Origin of the sequence: Lampropedia hyalina DSM 16112 (genome assembly GCF_900129055.1) — a bacterium.
GTDB classification, from domain to species: domain Bacteria; phylum Pseudomonadota; class Gammaproteobacteria; order Burkholderiales; family Burkholderiaceae_C; genus Lampropedia; species Lampropedia hyalina.
Genome location: NZ_FQUZ01000027.1, coordinates 31,600 through 47,120, shown reverse-complemented (window position 1 = coordinate 47,120; position 15,521 = coordinate 31,600). Strand labels below are relative to the sequence as shown.

Sequence of the window (15,521 nt, the reverse complement as noted above, 5' to 3'; positions counted from 1 at the left end):
GCAAGCTGCGGCTCCAGTTCCCGATACCAGCGGCCATGCAGCTTCTGGCCCGTGCTGGTGGTGGCACAGTCTTTCAGGCCCAGGTCGATTCCAACTGATGCCGTGGCTTCTGTGGGTTTGGTTTCAATCTCCACGGCCACGTTGAAATACCAGCGACCGCGTGCATCCTCGTTGAAGCTGGCGGTCTTGAATTTGTACTGGCCCAGGCCATAGGAATCCCACATGCCGAAATAATGGCCGTTGTGATAGACCCGCCCGTTCTTCCAAGAAGCCGCGCCGGTGTTGATGGGTATCCAGCCCAGGCTGCGCTGGCTGCCGGTGGATTTGCGCCAGTTCAGGCGGGTGCATTTGAATTGACGGCGGCGCGTGACGTATTTCACAGAAACCCGTTGCACTGTTTGGCTGTGCAAGCCCAATTCCCTGGACGCTCCATCGGTGTACTTTTGGATGTCGTAGGCGGACAGCCACTTGCCGCGCTCCCGAATCGAGCGGGCTGGAGAGCTCATTGATGAAATTCCACACGAAATTGACCTGCCGCGCCATCTGCAACAGCAGTGGCGTGTGCTTGTCCTTCACGCGAAGTTTCAGGGTTTTGACAACGGTCAGCATGGTGCTGACTTTAACAGAGAGGGTATATTTTCAATGTGTTATCCATGAACCAACATGGAACCCGTTGGGTTGCGCGCTTTGCATCCACGCCCCCGTATCCAGTACGGGGCAGGCTGTGAACGATGGGGCTTTCCGCGCAATCAGGTAAAAAGCCCCTCCGGGGAGGGGCTTTGCAGGTATCTGCTGTTGCAGCAATTACTGCTTGGGTGCAGAAGTGCCGACCACTTCGATTTCCACGCGGCGGTTCTGGGCGCGACCGCTGCGGGTGGCGTTGGTGGCCACGGGTTCCCGTTCGCCCTTGCCTTCGGCGTACACGCGGTTGGCTTCAACACCCTTGGAAACCAGGTACTGCTTGACGGCGTTGGCACGACGCTCGGACAGCTTCTGGTTGTAGGCATCAGGGCCGGTGGAGTCGGTGTGACCCACGGCGATGATGACTTCCAGATCGATTTTGCCTACGTTGGCAGCCAGCTCGTCGAGCTTGGAACGGCCTTCAGGCTTCAGCACGGCCTTGTCGAAGTCGAAGAAGGCATCAGCAGAGAAGCTGACCTTCTGGGGAACAGGCTCAGGTGCAGGTGGGGGTGGAGGTGGCTCAACCACGGGAGGAGCGGGTGGTGGGGCGACTTCAGCAGGCTTTTGCAGGGCACCGTCGCAGTTTTCGGCTGCGGTTGCAGGTGTCCAGAAGGCATTGCGCCAGCACAGTTCGTCGGTACCGTTCTTCCAGACGAGTTCGCCGGTGCCGTTTTGCCAGTTGTCCACGACGTTGCCGCCATCAGCAGCCTGGATTTGTGCGCTAGCGGCTGTTGCAAATGCAGCAGAGGCAAACAACATCGCCACTTTGTTGAGTTTCTTCATGGTTCTCCTCTTGGGGAAAGGGCCGCAGCCGCGCTGCGAATATTGGACGCTATTGGTGACCATCACCAAAAACGCTGGTTTCATTGTGCCATAGTGTGTGGAAAAAAAGCTACTGCAACGCAAGGCGTGGCATTGTCTTTGCCCGATTCGGCGGCATACCGTTGCGTGATAGCTACAACCTGCCAGGGCAGCCGCAGGAGCGGTCGCCCTGGTTTTTGGGGCCTTCGTGCCTGTAATGGAGTGCAGGATTTTTGCATGGATATGGGCAGAAGTGACGGATTCGTGGCAGCTTACAATAGGCATAGATTTTTGCTTTTGCCGCACCGGCCTTGCCGCTGGCTCCTGTCTGGATACTGAATGACCGAATTCGCCAAAGAAACCCTGCCCATCAGCCTTGAAGAGGAGATGCGCCGCAGCTACCTGGATTACGCCATGAGCGTGATCGTGGGACGTGCCCTGCCGGATGCGCGCGACGGCCTCAAGCCCGTGCACCGCCGTGTGCTGTATGGGATGCACGAGCAGAACAACGACTGGAACCGGCCTTTCCGCAAGAGTGCGCGCATCGTCGGGGATGTGATGGGTAAGTACCACCCGCACGGCGACAGCGCGATTTACGACACCATCGTGCGCATGGCCCAGCCGTTTTCGTTACGCCACATGCTGGTGGACGGGCAGGGCAACTTCGGTTCGGTCGATGGCGACAATGCGGCCGCCATGCGTTATACCGAGGTGCGCCTGACGAAGATCGCCCACGAACTGCTGGCCGATATCGATAAGCAGACCGTTGATTTTGGCCCCAACTACGACGGCTCGGAGCAGGAGCCTTCGGTGCTGCCCGCGCGTTTTCCGAACCTGCTGGTGAATGGCTCGGCGGGCATTGCGGTGGGTATGGCCACCAATATTGCGCCGCACAATCTGGCAGAAACCATCAATGCCTGCCTGCATCTGCTGCACAAGCCCGATGCCGACATTGACGAGTTGATGGAGTTCATCCCCGCACCGGACTTTCCCACCGGCGGCATCATCTACGGCATGACCGGGGTGCGTGAGAGCTACCGCACGGGGCGCGGGCGTGTGGTGATGCGCGCCAAGGTGCATTTCGAGGACATCGACCGGGGGCAACGCCAGGCCATCATCGTCGATGAGCTGCCGTACCAGGTGAACAAGAAGACCTTGCAGGAGCGCATGGCCGAACTGGTCCACGAGAAGAAGATCGAGGGCATCAGCCACATTCAGGATGAGTCGGACAAGTCCGGGATGCGGCTGGTGATCGAACTCAAGCGTGGCGAAGTGGCCGAGGTGGTGCTCAACAACCTCTACAAGCAGACACAGTTGCAGGATACGTTCGGCGTGAACATGGTCGCTTTGGTGGATGGCCAGCCGCGCCTGTGCAACCTCAAGGATTTGCTGAAGGTGTTTCTGCAACACCGCCGCGAAGTGGTGACGCGCCGCACGGTGTTCGAGTTGCGCAAGGCACGCGACCGGGGGCATGTGCTGGAGGGGCTGGCCGTCGCGCTGGCGAATATCGACGATTTCATCCGCATCATCCGCGAGTCGCCCACGCCGCCCGTGGCCAAGGCCGAGCTGATGGCGCGAGGCTGGAACAGCCAGACCGTGCGCGACATGCTCACCCGCACCCGTGCGGATGGCAGCGTGGTGGATGCCGATGACTTCCGCCCGGAAACGCTGGGGCGGCAGTTCGGGCTGGGCCAGGATGGGCTGTACCGCCTCTCCGACGTGCAGGCCAGCGAGATTCTGGCCATGCGCCTCTCGCGCCTGACCGGGCTGGAGCAGGACAAGATCGTGGCCGAGTACCGCGAGGTGATGGCGCAAATTGAAGACCTGCTGGACATTCTGGCCAATCCGGCGCGTGTCTCGACCATCATTGGCGAGGAGCTGGCAGCCATCAAGACCGAGTACGGCGAAACTGTGCTGGGTGCGCGCCGCAGCCAGATCGAGCACAGCGCGCAGGACCTCTCCACCGAAGACCTCATCACGCCCACCGACATGGTGGTCACGCTCAGCCATGCGGGCTATATCAAGAGTCAGCCGCTGTCGGAATACCGTTCGCAACGGCGCGGCGGACGCGGCAAGCAGGCCACGGCCACCAAGCAGGACGACTGGATCGACCAGCTTTTCATTGCCAACACGCACGATTACATTCTGTGCTTCTCGGATCGCGGTCGCCTCTACTGGCTCAAGGTCTGGGAAGTGCCCGAAGGCTCGCGTGGTTCGCGTGGTCGCCCCATCGTCAATATGTTCCCGCTGGAAGAGGGCGAGAAAATCACTGTGGTGCTGCCGCTCACCGGTGCGGCCCGCAGTTTCCCGGACGATCAGTATGTCTTCATGGCCACAGCGCAGGGCACGGTGAAGAAAACGGCCCTGACCGAATTCAGCAACCCGCGCAAGGCTGGCATCATTGCCGTGGGGCTGGACGAGGGTGACTACCTGATTGGTGCGGCCCTGACCGATGGAGAGCACGATGTGATGCTGTTTGCCGACAACGGCAAGGCCGTACGCTTCGACGAAAACGATGTACGCCCCATGGGACGGCAGGCGCGCGGTGTGCGCGGCATGAACCTGGAAGAAGGCCAGAGCGTGATTGCCATGCTGGTGGCCGAGGACGAGACGCAGAGCGTGCTCACCGCCACCGAAAACGGCTACGGCAAGCGCACCGCGATCACCGAATACACCCGCCACGGCCGTGGCACCAAGGGCATGATCGCCATCCAGCAGAGCGAGCGCAACGGCAAGGTGGTGGCCGCCACGCTGGTGCGCGCGGACGACGAGATCATGCTGATTACCGACACCGGCGTGCTGGTGCGCACCCGCGTGGCGGAAATCCGTGAGCTGGGCCGCGCCACCCAGGGCGTGACGCTGATTGCGCTGGACGATGGCGCGGCCTTGATCGGCCTGCAACGCATCGTGGAGAACGATGCGAATGGGGGTGATGTGCCAGAGGCCGATGATGGAGTGGCTGCCGATGCACCGCCCGCAGAGCCTGTGGCATAAGAGTGGTACAGGGCATGAAGAAATACCTCTTTTCCCGACTGTTCTGGCTGGCCTTGGGGCTGGGGGCGGGAGTGCTGTCGCTGGCCACAGGCTTGTCGCAGGGCAAGTGGGGGGCGAGTCTGGCCGGTCTGGGCATGGTGCTGATGGGCTGCCTGTGGTTTTTGCATCCGGTGTTGCTGAGGCAGTCCTTGAGTCAGCAGATGCAGGAGGTGACTGCCACGGCCATTGGTTCGCAACGTCTGCGCACCGTATTGCTGGTGCTGGGAATGGTGCTGCTGTGGTCGGGCATTGTGTTGCGTTACGGCTTTGATGTCTGAGCTTTTCAGGAACAGGTGCTGCATGCCTTTCGATTACCAGCGTGGCCGCCATATACCGGTGGGTGATGCGCAGATTTACATCGAGGAAACCGGCGATCCTGCGGGCCAGCCGCTGGTGCTGCTGCCGGGTGGTCTGGGTACGCTGCATGATTTCGATGCCATCGTGGCGGGCTTGCCCCAGTCACTGCGCATCATCGGCATGGACTGGCGTGGGCATGGCCGATCCACGCGCGGCAGTGGGCCATTGAGCTATGCCGGGCACCAGGCCGATGTGCTGGCTGTGCTGGACCATCTGGGCATTGCCAGCGCGGGCATTCTGGGCTTCAGCGATGGCGGTATCGTCGGTTATCGGCTGGCGGCGGCCTGCCCCCAGCGGGTGCGCGCGCTGGTGACGCTGGGGGCGCAATGGCGGCTGGAGCCGGGCGACCCCTCCATCCCGCTGCTGCAAGGGCTGACCCGGGCCGACTGGCAGACGCGCTTTCCCGAAGCGATTGCCCAGTACGAACGCCTGAATCCCCAGCCCGATTTCGACGCACTGCTGGCCGATGTCAAACAGCTCTGGAGCGACATATCGGCCAGCGGCTATCCGAACGAATCGGTGCGCCAGATGGTGGCCCCGACTCTGCTGGTGCGCGGCGATGGCGACCCGTTCCTGTCGCTGGCCGAAGCGGCAGCCTTGCAGGCGCGGGTGGCCTGCGCCGGATTGCTGAACATTCCCTTCGTGGGCCATGCCGCCCACGAGGAAGCCACGGCGGTATTCTTGGCCGTGGTGCATGATTTTCTGTGCCTGCCGTGCCCGCATGGGCAGGCCGAGTGACTGGTTTCGATCGACATTTTTTTCTGACATGACCCAACTTCAACGCCCCTTCAATTTTTCCGCTGGCCCTGCTGCCCTGCCCGAAGAAGTTCTGCAAACCGCTGCGGCCGAAATGCTGGACTGGCATGGCAGTGGCCTGGGTGTGATGGAAATGAGCCACCGTGGTGCGGAGTTCATTGCCATCTACGAAAAGGCCGAGCGTGATCTGCGCACCCTGCTGGCTGTGCCCTCTGACTACAGAATCCTGTTCATGCAGGGCGGTGGCATTGGCGAGAACGCCATCGTGCCGCTGAACCTCTCGCGTGGTGCGGCGGTGGATTTTGTGCTGACGGGTAGCTGGAGCCAGAAATCGCACAAGGAAGCGGGCAAGTACGCCCACTCCCAGATTGCTGCCAGTGCCGAGGCCAGCGGCTTCACGGCGATTCCCGACCCTGCCACCTGGCAGGTGAACCAGAAGGCCGCCTATCTGCACATTTGCAGCAACGAAACCATCCACGGCGTGGAGTTCCAGGAACTGCCCGACCTGAAGGCTCTGGGAGCCGATATTCCGCTGGTGATCGATTGCTCCTCGCACATTGCCTCGCGCACTATCGACTGGAGCCGCGTGGGGCTGGCGTTTGCCGGGGCGCAGAAGAACCTGGGGCCTGCCGGCCTGACCATCGTCATCGTGCGCGAAGACCTGATCGGCCATGCCCTGCCGATCTGCCCCAGTGCCTTCAACTACGAACTGGTGGCCAAGAACGATTCCATGTACAACACACCGCCCACCTGGGGCATTTACGTGGCCGGGTTGGTGTTCGACTGGGTGCTGCGCCAGCAGGAAGGCAGCCTGACCGGGCTGGCTGCCATCGAGGCACGCAATATTCGCCAAGCCAGTCGGCTGTATGATTTTCTCGATGCCAGCAGCTTTTACCAGAACCGCGTGCAGCCCGCCGCACGCTCGCGCATGAACATTCCGTTCTTCCTGACCGACGAGAGCCGCAACGCGGAGTTTCTGGCCGGAGCCAAGGCGCGTGGGCTGTTGCAGCTCAAGGGACACAAATCGGTGGGCGGGATGCGTGCCAGCCTTTACAACGCCATGAGTGATGCAGGCGTGGAGGCCTTGATTGCCTATTTGCAGGAATTCGAGAAAACTTCTGCCTGATTTTCTAGTCCATTTCATCCCTGCCCTTTGCCCTTTGTTCCGCCTCGCGGCCTGACCCCATTCGGAAGCTGTTCCCCATGAGCACCAAACCCACTGAACCCGTTGCCACTCCGCAATTGCTGGCATTGCGCGACCGCATCGACACGCTCGACCGGCAACTGCTGGACACGCTCAACCAGCGCGCCCGCGTGGCGCAGGAAGTGGGGGAGTTGAAGAAGCAGGAGGGCAGCACTTTTTTTCGCCCGGATCGCGTGGCCCAGGTCATTGAGAAAATGCAGAAGGCCAATGGTGGCCCGCTGAAGGCCGCGCATGTATCGGCCATCTGGCGCGAGATCATGTCGGCCTGTCTGGCACTGGAGTCGCCCCAGCGTGTGGCGGTACTGGGGCCGGCGGGCACGTTTTGCGAACAGGCCGCGCTGGAGTATTTCGGCGGGGCGGCGGACATGGTCTATTGCAACAGCTTCGATGAGGTGTTCCATGCCACCACGGCCGGGCATGTGCAGTTTGGCGTGGTGGGCATCGAGAATTCCAATGAAGGGGTGGTGACGCGCTCGCTGGATTTGCTGCTGCATTCCCCGGTGCATGTGGTGGGCGAGGTCAGCCTGCAAGTGCGCCACAACCTGCTGCGCCTGGGCGATTCTGCAGAAGGCATCGAGGCCGTGCTGGCGCACCCGCAGGCCCTGGCGCAATGCCATGCCTGGCTGGCGCGGCATTTACCCCATGCGGAACGCCGCCCGGTCTCCAGCAATGCCGAAGGCGCGCGGCTGGCGGCCACCAATCCGGCCTGGGCGGCTCTGGCCAGTGAGCGTGCGGCCGCCATGTTCGGCCTGCACATTGTGGCCCCGGCGATTCAGGACGATGCGTTCAACCGCACCCGCTTCGCCATCATCACGCTGCCGCAGACACTGGCCATGCCGGAGCCTTCCGGCCATGACTGCACCAGTCTGGTGCTGTCGGTGCCCAACAAACCGGGGGCCGTGCACGATCTGCTCACACCGCTGAAGACCCACCGCGTGTCGATGACGCGCTTTGAGTCGCGCCCGGCCCGCACCGGCCAGTGGGAGTATTATTTTTATATTGACATTGATGGTCATCCTGCACAGGAAAATGTGGCGAAAGCCCTGCATGAATTGCGACAGCTCAGTGCGTTTTTCAAACTGCTGGGTGCCTACCCGGTCAAAAGTTGAGAGGGGTGTGATGCGAACCCGCAAATACCAGCAACTGGGGCTGATCGGCTGTGGACTGATGGGCGGCTCCTTCGCGCTGGCACTGAAGAAAGCCCGTCTGGTACGGCATGTGGTGGGCTACAGCAAATCTCCTTCCACCACACAGAAAGCCTATGACCTGGGCGTGATTGACTCGCAGGCGCAGTCCGCCTTGCAGGCCTGCATCGGCTCCGATCTGATTCTGCTGGCCGTGCCTGTCTCTGCCACGGCGGACATGCTGAAGAACATCCGCGACTATGTGCGCTCCGATACCCTGGTCATGGATGTTGGCTCCACCAAACAGGATGTGGCCGATGCCGCGCGCCAGTCGCTGGGCTGGAACGTGCAGTACTTCGTGCCCGCACACCCCGTCACCGGCAAGGAATCGGCGGGCGTGGCCTATGCCGATGCCAATCTGTATCGCGGCGCGCGCGTGGTGCTGACACCTCTGCACGAAACCATGCCGGAGAAACTGCAACAGGCCGCCGAACTCTGGACGGCTTTGGGCGCACACCTGACCACCATGTTGCCGCAGGAACACGATGCGGTGATGGCTGCCGTGAGCCACATGCCGCATCTGGTGGCATTCGCCTACATCAATGGCCTGTTGGCACAGGGCAATGCCGCGCAACTGCTGGCCATGGGAGGCCCGGGTTTCCGTGACTTCAGCCGCATTGCTGCGGGCGATGCCATTCTCTGGCGCGATGTGTTGCTGGCCAACCGCACCGAAGTGTTGGCACAGTTGCAACATATGCAAACGGCACTGGCGCAGTTGCAGCAGACGCTGGAAAACCGCGATGGCGTGGAACTGGAACGCCTGATCGCCCAGGCCAGCAAAACCCGTGCGCAATGGCGGATGCGTGAATGATGGGTTGATTCCCGGTTCCGCTGGCATTCTGTTTTCTTTTTTCCTTCCCCTGGCATGTTCGATATTCCCTTTCTGGGCCTTCCCCCCCTGCACAGTGCCCACGGCACCGTGAGCCTGCCCGGCTCCAAGAGCATCTCCAACCGTGTGCTGCTGCTGGCCGCCCTGTGCGAAGGCGCGTACACCACCGTGCACGATGTGCTGGAATCGGACGATACCGATGCCATGCTGGGTGCCTTGCGCCAGTTGGGCTGTTCCATCGAGGCCGTGGACGAGAGCGGGCGCAGCCTGCGCATCGGTGGCCTGTCGCGCCAGCACCTGCCCACCACCGCCAGCCTGCACCTGGGCAACGCGGGCACGGCCATGCGTCCGCTCACCGCCGCGCTGGCCCTGCTGACCGCACCGGGTTGCGAATACGAACTCACGGGCGTGGCACGGATGCAGGAACGCCCCATTGGCGATCTGGTCGATGCGCTGCGCCAACTGGGCTGCCGCATCGACTACGTCCGCAACGAAGGCTACCCGCCGCTGCGCCTGCACGCCGCCGATGCACAGGCACTGGCGCAGAACACCCACATTCGCGTGCGGGGCAACGTCTCCAGCCAGTTTCTCACCGCCCTGTTGCTGGCCCTGCCGCTGGCTGCGGCCGAACGCGACTATGTGATCGAAGTGGAAGGCGAACTCATCTCCCGCCCCTACATCCACATTACCCTCAGCCTGCTGGAACGCTTTGGCATCCATGTGCGCAACGACGGCTGGCAACGCTTCACCATCCCGGCAGGCAGCCGCTACCAGTCGCCCGGTGAGATTCACGTCGAGGCCGATGCCTCCTCGGCCAGCTACTTCATTGCACTGGGCGGCATTGCCAGCGATCCGACACAGGGCCAGCGCATCACCATCGAAGGCGTGGGAGCCGACTCCATCCAGGGTGACATCCGCTTCATGGAAGCGGCCGCGCAGATGGGCGTTCACATTGAGGCCGGGGCGAACTGGATCAGCGCGACACGCGGAGCCTGGCCCCTCAAGGCCATTGAGCTGGACTGCAACCACATCCCCGATGCCGCCATGACGCTGGCCGTCATGGCCCTTTATGCGGAAGGAACCACCCGGCTGAGCAACATCGGCAGTTGGCGCGTCAAGGAAACCGACCGCATCGACGCCATGCAGACCGAACTGCGCAAGCTTGGTGCCACGGTGGCATCCGGCCCCGACTGGATTGCCGTCACCCCACCGGCGCGCCTTCCGCAATGGCAGACCGCCTCCATTGCCACCTACGACGACCACCGCATGGCCATGTGCTTCTCGCTGGCGGCTTTCAATCCGGCGCGGGTGCCGTTGCGCATCGAAGAACCGCGCTGCGTGGGCAAGACCTTCCCGGACTATTTCGAGACCCTGTTCGCTGTCGCCCGTGCCCACCCGGCAGACATCCCGGTCATCTGCATCGACGGCCCCAGCGCGTCCGGCAAGGGTACGCTGGCTGCCCGCGTGGCCGAACGCCTGGGATTTGCCACGCTGGACTCGGGCGCGCTCTACCGCATTGCCGGCTGGGCCGCCCAGCACCACGGGCTGGACATCAGCACCGCCAATGCCACCGCGCTGGCGCAACTGGCACGCACCCTGCCGGTCGCCTTCGTGCAGGATCGTGTGTTTTACGACGGCGAGGACATCACCCTCGCCATCCGCTCCAGCGAAGGCAGCCGCAACGCCTCGCTGATCTCCGCCATCGGCCCGGTGCGCGAGGCCTTGCTGTCGTTTCAGCGCGACAGTGCGCGCCTGCCCGGACTGGTTGCCGATGGCCGTGACATGGGCACCGTGGTGTTCCCGCAAGCCGTTCTGAAGGTCTTTTTGACCGCCAGTGCTGAAAAAAGAGCCGAAAGACGGTATAAGCAATTGATTTCCCAAGGGCTTGCGGCTAATATAACGACCCTTCGTGAAGAACTGGAAACGCGCGATGCGCGGGATGCCTCCCGCAGCGTCGCACCACTGCGCCCCGCAGACGATGCGCTGATGCTGGACAACTCCGACATGGACATCGACACAGCCACCTTGCAGGTGCTCTCCTGGTGGGCGCAGAAACACCCCGGCTTCCAGCGGGACAACGCCTCTGACAGCGCATCTACCTGATGCCTTCGGGGCTGTTGGCCGAATCCTTGCGAATTTTTCCCGTCCGGCCTGCCTTGACCCAGCGTATATCTCTGGGGCAGGGCGAGCCGTTTCATCCACCTGAAACCCCGTGGGTTCTATCCGTCCCACACCTCACCCCCTCTGCCGTCCTAGAAACGTCCAGCAATGGTGCTGGCGGAAACCGGCAGCAGGACAAGGAAACACATGTCTGAATCTTTTGCCGCCTTATTTGAAGAATCTCTGCAACGCACCGAAATGCGTCCAGGCGAGGTCATCCCTGCTGAAGTCGTGCGCATCGAGCACAGCTTCGTGGTCGTCAATGCCGGCCTGAAGTCCGAATCCTTCATCCCCCTGGAAGAGTTCAAGAACGATCAAGGCGATGTGGAAGTCCAGATCGGCGACTTCGTCTCCGTCGCCATCGGCTCCATCGAAAACGGCTACGGCGACACCATCCTCTCGCGCGACACCGCCAAGCGTCTGGCCTCCTGGCTGGCCCTGGAACAGGCACTGGAGTCTGGCGACTTCGTCACCGGCGTGACCTCTGGCCGCGTCAAGGGTGGCCTGACGGTGCTGGTCAATGGCATCCGTGCCTTCCTGCCCGGCTCGCTGGTCGATACCCGCCCCGTCAAGGACCTGACCCCCTACGAGAACAAGACCCTGGAATTCAAGGTCATCAAGCTCGACCGCAAGCGCAACAACGTCGTGCTGTCGCACCGTGCCGTGGTGGAAGCCAGCATGGGCGAAGAGCGCGAAAAACTGCTGGCCAACCTGCACGAAGGTGCCATCGTCAATGGCGTGGTCAAGAACATCACCGAATACGGTGCATTCGTGGATCTGGGCGGCATCGACGGCCTGCTGCACATTACCGACATGGCATGGCGTCGCGTGCGCCACCCCAGCGAAGTGGTGCAGGCCGGTCAGGAAATCACTGCCAAAGTGCTCAAGTTCGACGCCGAGAAGAACCGCGTTTCGCTGGGCCTCAAGCAAATGGGCGAAGACCCCTGGATCGGAGTGTCCCGCCGCTACCCTGCCAACACCCGCCTGTTCGGCAAGGTCACGAACATTGCCGACTACGGCGCATTCGTCGAGCTGGAGCCAGGCATCGAAGGTCTGGTGCACGTCTCCGAAATGGACTGGACCAACAAGAACGTCGCTCCTTCCAAGGTCGTGGCCCTGGGTGACGAAGTCGAAGTCATGGTACTGGACATCGACGAAGACAAGCGTCGCATCAGCCTGGGCATGAAGCAGACCCGCATCAACCCCTGGCAGGACTTCGCCCAAACCACCAACCGTGGCGACCGCGTCAAAGGCCCCGTCAAGTCCATCACCGACTTCGGTGTCTTCGTGGGCCTGCCTTCCGGCATCGACGGTCTGGTGCACCTCTCCGACCTGTCCTGGAACGAACCGGGCGAAGCCGCCGTGCGCAACTACAAGAAGGGCCAGGAAGTCGAAGCCATCGTGCTGGCCGTCGATGTGGATCGCGAGCGCATCAGCCTGGGCATCAAGCAACTCGATGCCGATCCTTTCACCACGTTCGTCTCTGTCAATGACAAGGGCCAGTCCGTGACCGGCAAGGTCAAGACCGTGGATGCCAAGGGTGCCGAAATCGACCTGGGTGAAGACATCGTGGGCTACCTGCGTGCGTCCGACATCTCCGCCGACCGCGTGGAAGATGCCCGCAACGTGTTGAAGGAAGGCGACGAAGTCACCGCCATCATCACCAACATCGACCGCAAGAGCCGCAACATCCAGTTGTCCATCCGTGCCAAGGATGCTGCCGACCAGCAGGATGCACTGGCCAGCCTGGCGCAACAGTCGGTGGCCCATGCCGGTACCACCAGCCTGGGCGCGCTGCTCAAGGCCAAGCTGGAAAACGCGGCCGCAGAAGAGAAATAATTCTTCTCTGGGGGTGTCATAATCCACACCCCCGCCGCTGTGCCCGGCAGGGCAGGGGCCTGCCTTTCGCAGCTCCCTGCCCATGCCACGGCACTTGCCCATCAACGGCAGCCAATGCAAGGGCGTGCATCCATTGCACACCCGCGCCTTGCCCGCCACCAGCCGGTAGAAACGTATGACCCGATCTGATCTCGTTGAGGAACTCGCTGCGCACTTCAGCCAATTGAGCCAGGCCGATGCCGAGTTCGCCGTCAAGGCGATTCTGGAGCGCATGGCGCACGCGCTGGAGCAAGGGCAGCGCATCGAAATTCGCGGCTTTGGCAGTTTTACCGTCAATCGCCGCCCCCCCCGCATTGCCCGCAATCCGCGCAATGGGGACCTGGTTTCCGTGCCCGAAAAGCGCGTGCTGCACTTCAAGCCCGGCAAAGCCCTGCGCGAAGCCGTGGATGCCTCACTGAAGGCCGAACAAGCCTGAACCAACCCTGACCTCCCACATTCCGAGGCTCAGCCGTGAAATTTCTGGTATGGCTGCTGCGTGCAGCCATTTTTTTTCTGCTGTTCGCGTTCTCGCTGAACAACCAGCATGACATCGTGGTGCACTGGTTCTTCGGCGCGCAATGGCGCGGGCCACTGGTACTGGCCGTGCTGGTGGCCTTTGGCCTGGGGCTGCTGATTGGCCTGGGAAGCTGGCTTCCCGCCCGGCGGCGTGTGCAGCCGCCCCAGCCAGTGCCTGCCTCAACCACCGTACACCGTGCAACTGAACGGGCTGCGCGTTCTGCCCCCACCCGACCCGATGCCGATGCAGCCGTTGCAACAGCCGCTGCCCGCCCAACCCCTGCACCACCGGAGCATGTCTAGTCATGGGATTTGAATTTTCCTGGTTGCTGCTGGCCCTGCCATTCGCATTCGTGCTGGGCTGGCTGGCCTCGCGGCTGGACTGGCGACAGATGCGCATCCTCCAGCGCAGTGCCCCCAAAACCTACTACCGTGGCCTTACCTACCTGCTCAACGAACAGCAGGACAAGGCCATTGATGTCTTTGTGCAGGCCGTGCAGAACGACCCCGACACCATCGAGCTGCACTTTGCCCTGGGCAATCTGTTTCGCCGAAGGGGCGAATACGACCGCGCCATCCGCGTGCATGAACACCTGCTGGCGCGTGCCGACCTGCACCCCCACGACCGCGACCGTGCCCAGTACGATCTGGCGCAGGATTTCATGAAGGCAGGCCTGTACGACCGAGCCGAGACCGCCCTGAAGAAACTCGCAGGCACCTCGCTGGAGAACGATGGCCTGATTGCCCTGCTGTTCATCTACGAGCGCGCCCAGGACTGGAAACTCGCCACCGAAGTCACCCGCCAGATGGAGAAAAACGCCCAGGGAGACTTCAGCGGTAGACGCTGCCATTACCTGTGCGAACAGGCCGTGCAGGCCCGTGAGGGCCAGCAGTACGAACAGGCCGCACAACTGCTGGAAGCCGCCCGCAAGGAAGCCTCCAGCAGCATCCGCCCCCACATCGAAACCATCGAACTGTGGCTGCGGCAAGATCGCCCCGAAACCGCCTGGCAGGCCATACTGGCTCTGGAAACACGCGATACCGCCCCTGCCGCACTGGCTCTGGTGGCCCACCACCTGAGCACATTGGCACAGGCGCAGGGACACGAGCATCTGGTGCAGGCCCAGGCATTCCTGCAACGCCAGTACGAACGCCAGCCCAGCCTGGACATTCTGGTGGCCCTGGTAGAGGTGGAAACGGCCCTGCAGAACCCGCAGGCCGCCCAGTGGTATCTGCTGCGCCAGTTGCAGGCTCCCTCGCTGGTGGCCGCTGCCCGCTGGATGGGACAGACCGCGCAACTGCCCGCCATCGATCGACCGGCATTGCAGCAAGCCCTGCAACGCGCCCAGGAGCCGCTGATGCGCTACCGCTGCGCCGCCTGCGGCTTCGAGACCCGCCGCTACTTCTGGCAATGCCCCGGCTGCCAGAGCTGGGAGAGCTACCCACCCCAACGCATCGAGGAGCTTTGAACAGTGTGGGCAAGACCCGACACAGGCAGATCGCCCTGGATCGCACGCACTCGCTGCTGGCATTTGTGCATCTATCGGCTATAATCTCGCGCTTTGCAGCGTGGTCGCTGACCGGGTGGTCATGTCGCGTGTCTCAGACGCTGTGATAAATCAGACTTTTCTGGCCGTCTGGAGTGTTTGCCGTTGCAGGCGCATTCTGGGATTGGTCTATCACCCGAAGGAACAAACATGGTCGTTATCCGACTCTCCCGTGGCGGCTCCAAGGCTCGTCCTTTCTACAACGTCGTAGTGGCTGACAAGCGCGTGCGCCGCGATGGTCGCTTCATCGAGCGCATTGGTTACTACAACCCTACCGCACGCGGTGCGGAACAGGGCCTGAACATCGCCCAGGATCGCTACGCTTACTGGACTGGCGTGGGTGCACAGGCTTCCGACACCGTTCAGCGTCTGGTCAAGCAGGCCGCTGCCCAGGTCGTGGCTGCCTGATCGGCTCTCCCGCACAGCACACCATCGCAATGCGTTCCCTGCCGGGTGAACGCCTTGCCGTGAAACAGGTACAGCAGGCCATGTGTCGCTGTACCTTTTTTCATCTCTCTGTAAAATTCAGCACAGGATTGCGATAACCAAGCAGTTCTGCCATTTCGATCCATTTT

The 15,521-nt window shown here is 62.1% G+C and carries 13 protein-coding genes and 1 pseudogene; 12 read left to right on the top strand and 2 right to left on the bottom strand.

What is annotated here, in order from left to right; translation table 11 throughout:
- Together BUE21_RS10925 and ompA are read right to left on the bottom strand one after the other, a co-directional pair.
- Window positions 1–506, bottom strand: a pseudogene (locus tag BUE21_RS10925) (RNA-guided endonuclease InsQ/TnpB family protein); the annotation flags it as partial.
- Between the two features lie 298 nt (window positions 507–804).
- Window positions 805–1,464: an outer membrane protein OmpA gene (gene ompA / locus BUE21_RS10920; RefSeq protein WP_073356705.1), complete on the bottom strand. Its 660-nt coding sequence runs from the start codon at window positions 1,462–1,464 to the stop codon at window positions 805–807.
- Window positions 1,465–1,821: 357 nt separating this feature from the next.
- Here ompA and gyrA point away from each other — a divergent pair, with 357 nt between their 5' ends.
- From gyrA to rpsP, 12 genes are all read left to right on the top strand, one after another.
- Entirely contained in the window at window positions 1,822–4,476 is a 2,655-nt protein-coding gene (gyrA, locus tag BUE21_RS10915) for a DNA gyrase subunit A (RefSeq protein ID WP_073356704.1), read from the top strand.
- A 14-nt stretch (window positions 4,477–4,490) separates the two neighbouring features.
- Window positions 4,491–4,793, top strand: coding sequence for a hypothetical protein (locus BUE21_RS10910; protein WP_143164502.1), 303 nt, complete (start codon window positions 4,491–4,493; stop codon window positions 4,791–4,793).
- A gap of 22 nt (window positions 4,794–4,815) precedes the next feature.
- Window positions 4,816–5,610: an alpha/beta fold hydrolase gene (locus BUE21_RS10905; protein WP_073356702.1), complete on the top strand. Its 795-nt coding sequence runs from the start codon at window positions 4,816–4,818 to the stop codon at window positions 5,608–5,610.
- Between the two features lie 28 nt (window positions 5,611–5,638).
- Window positions 5,639–6,754, top strand: a complete 1,116-nt coding sequence (serC, locus tag BUE21_RS10900; protein WP_073356701.1) for a 3-phosphoserine/phosphohydroxythreonine transaminase — start codon at window positions 5,639–5,641, stop codon at window positions 6,752–6,754.
- Window positions 6,755–6,831: 77 nt separating this feature from the next.
- Window positions 6,832–7,941: a prephenate dehydratase gene (gene pheA / locus BUE21_RS10895; protein ID WP_073356700.1), complete on the top strand. Its 1,110-nt coding sequence runs from the start codon at window positions 6,832–6,834 to the stop codon at window positions 7,939–7,941.
- Window positions 7,942–7,951: 10 nt separating this feature from the next.
- Window positions 7,952–8,827 (top strand): prephenate dehydrogenase, encoded by an 876-nt coding sequence (locus BUE21_RS10890; RefSeq protein ID WP_073356699.1) that lies wholly within the window; start codon window positions 7,952–7,954, stop codon window positions 8,825–8,827.
- Window positions 8,828–8,881: 54 nt separating this feature from the next.
- Window positions 8,882–10,948: a bifunctional 3-phosphoshikimate 1-carboxyvinyltransferase/cytidylate kinase gene (locus BUE21_RS10885; RefSeq protein ID WP_073356698.1), complete on the top strand. Its 2,067-nt coding sequence runs from the start codon at window positions 8,882–8,884 to the stop codon at window positions 10,946–10,948.
- Window positions 10,949–11,113: 165 nt separating this feature from the next.
- Window positions 11,114–12,844 carry a 30S ribosomal protein S1 gene (gene rpsA, locus BUE21_RS10880; RefSeq protein WP_073356697.1) on the top strand — a complete coding sequence of 577 codons (1,731 nt, stop codon included), beginning with the start codon at window positions 11,114–11,116 and terminating at the stop codon, window positions 12,842–12,844.
- Between the two features lie 175 nt (window positions 12,845–13,019).
- Entirely contained in the window at window positions 13,020–13,319 is a 300-nt protein-coding gene (locus BUE21_RS10875; RefSeq protein WP_073356696.1) for an integration host factor subunit beta, read from the top strand.
- A gap of 35 nt (window positions 13,320–13,354) precedes the next feature.
- Window positions 13,355–13,702: a LapA family protein gene (locus BUE21_RS10870; RefSeq protein WP_073356695.1), complete on the top strand. Its 348-nt coding sequence runs from the start codon at window positions 13,355–13,357 to the stop codon at window positions 13,700–13,702.
- A gap of 2 nt (window positions 13,703–13,704) precedes the next feature.
- Entirely contained in the window at window positions 13,705–14,868 is a 1,164-nt protein-coding gene (locus tag BUE21_RS10865; RefSeq protein WP_073356694.1) for a lipopolysaccharide assembly protein LapB, read from the top strand.
- Between the two features lie 228 nt (window positions 14,869–15,096).
- Complete coding sequence (gene rpsP / locus BUE21_RS10860) at window positions 15,097–15,354, top strand: 30S ribosomal protein S16 (protein WP_073356693.1); 258 nt, start codon at window positions 15,097–15,099, stop codon at window positions 15,352–15,354.
- Window positions 15,355–15,521 lie beyond the last annotated feature (167 nt).

What these genes read in the sequence shown, in the direction of transcription:
- ompA (WP_073356705.1), bottom strand. Translation starts at nt 1,464, where the DNA reads ATGAAGAAACTCAACAAAGTGGCGATGTTGTTTGCCTCTGCTGCATTT.
- gyrA (WP_073356704.1), top strand. Translation starts at nt 1,822, where the DNA reads ATGACCGAATTCGCCAAAGAAACCCTGCCCATCAGCCTTGAAGAGGAG.
- BUE21_RS10910 (WP_143164502.1), top strand. Translation starts at nt 4,491, where the DNA reads ATGAAGAAATACCTCTTTTCCCGACTGTTCTGGCTGGCCTTGGGGCTG.
- BUE21_RS10905 (WP_073356702.1), top strand. Translation starts at nt 4,816, where the DNA reads ATGCCTTTCGATTACCAGCGTGGCCGCCATATACCGGTGGGTGATGCG.
- serC (WP_073356701.1), top strand. Translation starts at nt 5,639, where the DNA reads ATGACCCAACTTCAACGCCCCTTCAATTTTTCCGCTGGCCCTGCTGCC.
- pheA (WP_073356700.1), top strand. Translation starts at nt 6,832, where the DNA reads ATGAGCACCAAACCCACTGAACCCGTTGCCACTCCGCAATTGCTGGCA.
- BUE21_RS10890 (WP_073356699.1), top strand. Translation starts at nt 7,952, where the DNA reads ATGCGAACCCGCAAATACCAGCAACTGGGGCTGATCGGCTGTGGACTG.
- BUE21_RS10885 (WP_073356698.1), top strand. Translation starts at nt 8,882, where the DNA reads ATGTTCGATATTCCCTTTCTGGGCCTTCCCCCCCTGCACAGTGCCCAC.
- rpsA (WP_073356697.1), top strand. Translation starts at nt 11,114, where the DNA reads ATGGTGCTGGCGGAAACCGGCAGCAGGACAAGGAAACACATGTCTGAA.
- BUE21_RS10875 (WP_073356696.1), top strand. Translation starts at nt 13,020, where the DNA reads ATGACCCGATCTGATCTCGTTGAGGAACTCGCTGCGCACTTCAGCCAA.
- BUE21_RS10865 (WP_073356694.1), top strand. Translation starts at nt 13,705, where the DNA reads ATGGGATTTGAATTTTCCTGGTTGCTGCTGGCCCTGCCATTCGCATTC.
- rpsP (WP_073356693.1), top strand. Translation starts at nt 15,097, where the DNA reads ATGGTCGTTATCCGACTCTCCCGTGGCGGCTCCAAGGCTCGTCCTTTC.